The organism is uncultured Sunxiuqinia sp., from assembly GCF_963974515.1.
Classification (GTDB): Bacteria; Bacteroidota; Bacteroidia; order Bacteroidales; family Prolixibacteraceae; genus Sunxiuqinia.
The window spans coordinates 1-5,248 of the sequence record NZ_CAXBDD010000159.1 but is presented as its reverse complement, the minus strand read 5'-3'; the positions used below and the strand labels follow the sequence as shown (position 1 = coordinate 5,248).

The following is a 5,248-nucleotide window of genomic DNA, read 5'->3' as shown; positions in this document are numbered from 1 at the left end:
GGATCGGTTTCATCATCAGGGAATCGCCTAAGCCCAATTCTAAGTCCACCCTCGCCTCGGTTATCAACCCAATTGTGCCATTGAAAACCATCAATGCCGTCCAGCACCTTCATCTTTTTCCAGGCAAAAGCAAAACCCGCAGCCTGCTCTTTTAAATCTTGATCTGAATAAGTTGGAGAGTTTGTTCCATTTTCCGAAAGCCAAAGTGTACGTTTGGTTTTGCCCTTATAAAGCACTTCCGGAAGTTTTATCCACGCATCAATTACCTCCAGATTGGCAAAGGTTATTAAAGGCGATTCGAAAGTAAAATCCACCTGCCCATCGAGCCATGTTTTTGGTTCATGCAACGATTGTGGATAAGGATGATGCGCCATTGCCCACTCAAAATCACCTTCTCTTTGGGTGTATTGAATCAGAATTTCCATCAAGTCTTTTGCTGGATAAAACTTAGGATGAGAAGTCCACGCCCAATAGTGTGTAAGTGAAACAAACACTTCGCTGTGAGGATTGTATTCTCGGGCAATGGCATAACACATGCGCATCGATTTTATGTAAGTATCCATAAAAATCAAGGCTGTTTTCTCGCCCATATTTGTCCAAACCCATCCGGCATCCACTTCATTGTGCATAATCCAATGGTTAATACGTCCATATTTTTTGTCAGGACGGCTGTAACGACTTGCCAGAAAGTCCAGAGCGGCAGCATAGCAATCCACACTCGCCGGAGTGGTCATATTTGGCATGGCATAAATCCCGGCAGGGTCCATATCGGGATGTTGTAACAATTTTCCAATTGCAGGATCAGGGCATTGTTCGGCTTTATCTACCAACAAAATAGCTGCTGTTACAATTCCCTTTTCAGCGGTGGTACGAAAGGTTTCATCAAACCCGGCTACATCTTTTTCATTAAAATAGTACGATTTCCTGTTGTAAACATGTTCTATTCTGCCCGGCGCAGGTTCGCAAAACATAAATCTTGAAAACCAAATATTAACTGTTGCACTGCTTATGTCCAGTTCGTCCAAATCTTCCAGATGACCTCGGCTGGTACTAAATCCACCTAAACCTTTCCTACTTGTTACTATTTCTTTTGGGTAATTGTATTTTGAATAAATAACATCAGGATAATGCCCATGAGAGACAAGTTCATAACCCTTGCTCGTTTTTTCAGCAAGCACCCACTTGGAAAGTACACGATCATAATCTACTCCGTTTCGGGTTACAAGTCGATCTAATTCTTTTTTGAATTTTTTCGACTCTAGCAAAATAGCCGTTTCAAAACTGGTTTCTTCCGTTACATCCTGATAAGGTGAAACTTCGCACAAATAAACTTTATCTGTTCCTGCATAGTTACCTTCAACTGAAATTTTAGAATCACTTACTGTCACCTTGGTAATATCTGACGTATATTCCATCTCTAAATACGCCTTCAATCGTGCTTCCATTTCAGCTTCCAATCGTCTCTTTTCTTCCCGATTAGCAGCTATTTCTTTTTCACGCATTGTCATTTCCCGGAATGTGATATTTCGAATTTGCAGCGTCACCTTGGGTTTTCCGCCCAAATCTATTCGAAGCCAATCACCAACCTTGCCCCACGCTCCAATTTCTTCGCTTAGATCAATAGTATATGAAACCCATCCCTCCGACATTCCGACTTTATGAACCCATTTTGAGCGTGCTTCGCTAATATCGGGACCAAAAAAAACTTGTATATGATCTAAACCTTTGGGACAGAAATAATCAAAGGACAATACAGTCGCATCTGGATCGATTGCCCTTTTTAATGGCAAAGTAGCAATCCAGGGATCCGATCCTTGTGTTTCCAATTCCCAGGTATCATTTCCCTGTCGTTCTACTTTTAGCTGATTCACTGTTGTTGAATCCAGATTCAGAAGTGAATTCTTAGCTTGAGCATTTCCGGAGATGGGTATAAAGGTAAAAAATGTCATATCGCCATTATCGGCAGTCGATATTATTTCTAGTTTACCGTCCACCAGTTTTCCTTTATGGGTGTATTTCACATCGAGGTAAAAAGAATATTCGAATTCATCTCCTTTAATTGTTCCTTCTTCAATTTCAACCGCGCCCGTATCGCTTGTAAGCGTTCCCGTAATTTTACCATCATTTACTGCAAACTCGGCTGTAAAAGTTAACGGGCCATTATCTGTATCAATTGTAGTCGTCCATTCACCTTCTACTTTCGAGGCAAATAAAATAGTTGTTGTCAGTAAAAAACTTAGTAGGATAAAAAGTCTTTTCATAATCTGTCAAAATTGATTCTTTACCGGAGTTTTATCCAACTTATAATTCAAGGCAAATTCAATCGCTGCTTCCAAATTTATTGCACTTTCCCATGGGCGATAGCGTGTCCCTTTAGGTTTTTCGTCTGCGTAATATTCGACCCATGCTCCTGTTTGATCGAGCACAGATAACATCTTTGTGTATATCTCTTCGCTTAACGGGTGATTGAGTGCGGTTAGATTATACAGAAACAGACCATAGTCATACCCAACCGTAACATTCCCATCAGGACGAGAAGGAAATTTACCGGCAGTATTGTATAGCGTTACGATCTTATCTACCATAGCAAAAATCTCATTTGCATCAAACAAATCGGCTTGAATATATAGCGGAACAAGGCTTACCGATTGTATATTGAAACGACTGGCCTTAACTGCTTCCAAAGTTTTGTTGGCAAAACAGAAAGAACACAGGTAACGGTTGTTTTCATTTTTTTGAGTCCATCCAAAAAATCTGCATAATTCACCCCCCATGGATTCACATACACCATGACGGAACTGCGGGAGTTCGAGGCCTTCAATTCGTTCAGGATTATTGGCATATAAAACGCCATCAACAATAAAATTAGGACGAAATTTATCTTCGGTGCTTTCTAAGATCAACTTGTTTTCTTTGAGTTTTTCTTTTTCCCACAAACCATTTTTTTCTACCCATTGGATGAGTCTGTTACCAGAGGTAATGAACAGCAGCGTTGCCTCTGCAGATCCATCGTTTAGAGCATAGCGAGGCAATACTGCTCCGGCAACATACGTTTCGTCGCCATTAAATGGCAACATGTTCTTAACCAGATTTTTAACCTGACAATTCCATGCCCATTCGAGCATCGGGAAAATTTCTTTTAGGTATGCATCGTCCTTACTGTGATCAAGATAGTTGAACGCCTGGAGAATAAAATACCCGGTAATTTCCACTTCATCATTTTCGTGCACATGAAATACATCAATACCTAAGCCCTGAGCATTTTTAATAACCCCCTGCTTTTGCCATACTTCCCAGTAGAAATTCAGAATTTGCTTCGCTTCGCTGATGTAACCAAGCTTAAGCAAACAGCGCGATACTCCATATTGATCGCGCACGTAACCAAGATGATAGTTATGACCAGCCAAGACACCTCCCTCTGATGCCTGTTGAGTTTTTATATTAATCGCTACATCATCAATTGTTTGCAGCAATTTTTCGCGCTGAGGCAAATGGACAGGTAACAGCTTCTTAAAATCCAAGCGCCGGTCTGTAAATTGCTTCCACGATGTTCTTGATTCTGCCAATATTTCATCGGTTGATACTGTAAATGCAGCCTGGCTGTTAATCATGCAATCCGGATATTCAGGGCCACCAATAAAATAAAGTGTTCCTTTTCCCGGCTCACAAACAATTTCGTTGCTTTGTTTTGAAATGAAAACAGTTCCTTTTGAGGCTATCTGAAAATATTGTCGGAACGGCATGGGGTAGTCGTTGTATATCGCTTTCCCTCGTGGTGATTCAATTAGTATGGCATTATTAATTCCATGCTTTTTTGTTCCTTTTTCATTTGAGATAAGTGTTACATCAGAAGATACAGATAAGGAAAAGCTTATTGACTTCGAAAAATCAAATTCCCTGATTAAAACCGGCTTTTCCGGATCGACAAAATCGGTAATCGTCCCTACTTTATCACCACCTTTTTCAATTGTATGGGTCCAAATAGCTGCACCGGGTTCGCGCTGAGAACGAACACTCAAAGTCGTATCGTTTAATATCATCTCCAAAACAGATGGAGAGCTATACGGAGCGCCAAAAAGCTGGATAATGTCGGCTTTTGTAAAATAAGCCGCTAATTTTCCATTCCCTATACAATAAATATTATCGACATCGAGGTGAACCGATTGTTGAGCTTTTGCTTCCACAAAAACCATTATCAACAGGATCCCTAAAAAGATATTCTTCATCGTCGCATGGTATAAAATTTCACTATTAACATCTTATCATGATCAAACCAGTAGCGTCGTGCTTCAAGTAATTGGTATTACTGGCTTTTGTATACAAAGTTGAAACGACCGCCGGGTGCCGTATCCCCGTTTATATAAAAGTCCATAATGTCTCCGTTCTCCTGCATATTGTCGTTCCATTTGAATTCGATATTGACGCTCTTATTTTTTAGATTCAGCACATCCCTGGGAATTTCCAATTCCAGTTTGTTTCCGTTAACGGCATAGTTTGTTTCTGCAACTTTTTCCCATTCCCAGCGGTTTCCAACGTTTCGTTCTACTTTTACGTTTTTATCCGGGCTTACTCGATTAACAATGAAGTCATACCCATTCCATCCGGTTTCTGTGTTTCTGTCGCTGTCAATAAACAACATCATCCAGTTTCTGTCTGTGGAAGGAGTGAGTTTATCCGATGTTTCAACATAGAAATAAAGCTTATCAGAATCGCGAGCGATTTTTGCACCGGTAATATCATTGCGCCCTGAGTTATTTACATAGTACTTATTGTATGTCCCCCAATGGTCGCGATGGAATGTGTTGCCTCTGTAATGCATGTAATAAGGCTTTACATCATCCCATTGACCGGCCTTCCCTATTTTAACGGGTTTGGGCTCTGATGCTTCCTCTGACTCATCCATGCCTTTGAATTTTCTGACCTTATCTATCAGTTGCAGATAGTAAACATCGCCTTTGTCTCCCCATCCTTTGTTAGGTTCTATGTCGCGACTGCGCTTCCAATCAAATTGATCAACAAAGGAAAATGGCTCTCCTGTCCACCCATGCTCTGGCAACCACTGACCGGCTATAAATTCGTTCCAGCCAGTAACAAACACTAACTCAGGATCAAGTTCAAAAGCCCTTTCCCACTGTTCCTCAAAATTCCAGCCGTACAAGTACCCATCCACTCTGGGATCAAAGCCTTTTGTTTGACTAAAATCACGGCCAAAGGAACCTGGCAGATTAAATGCGGAGCAATGCCCATT

The 5,248-nt window shown here is 40.9% G+C and carries 3 protein-coding genes; all 3 read right to left on the bottom strand.

Going from position 1 to position 5,248, the window contains the following annotated elements; genetic code table 11:
* The coding region (locus AAC033_RS18135) for a DUF5722 domain-containing protein (protein WP_339740768.1) at nucleotides 1-2,261 on the bottom strand (2,261 nt) is incomplete at its 3' end.
* 6 nt (nucleotides 2,262-2,267) lie between these two features.
* Complete coding sequence (locus AAC033_RS18130) at nucleotides 2,268-4,226, bottom strand: hypothetical protein (protein WP_339740766.1); 1,959 nt, start codon at nucleotides 4,224-4,226, stop codon at nucleotides 2,268-2,270.
* A 77-nt stretch (nucleotides 4,227-4,303) separates the two neighbouring features.
* Nucleotides 4,304-5,248, bottom strand: a 945-nt coding sequence (locus tag AAC033_RS18125; protein ID WP_339740765.1) for a hypothetical protein, incomplete at its 5' end; no start/stop codon positions are given.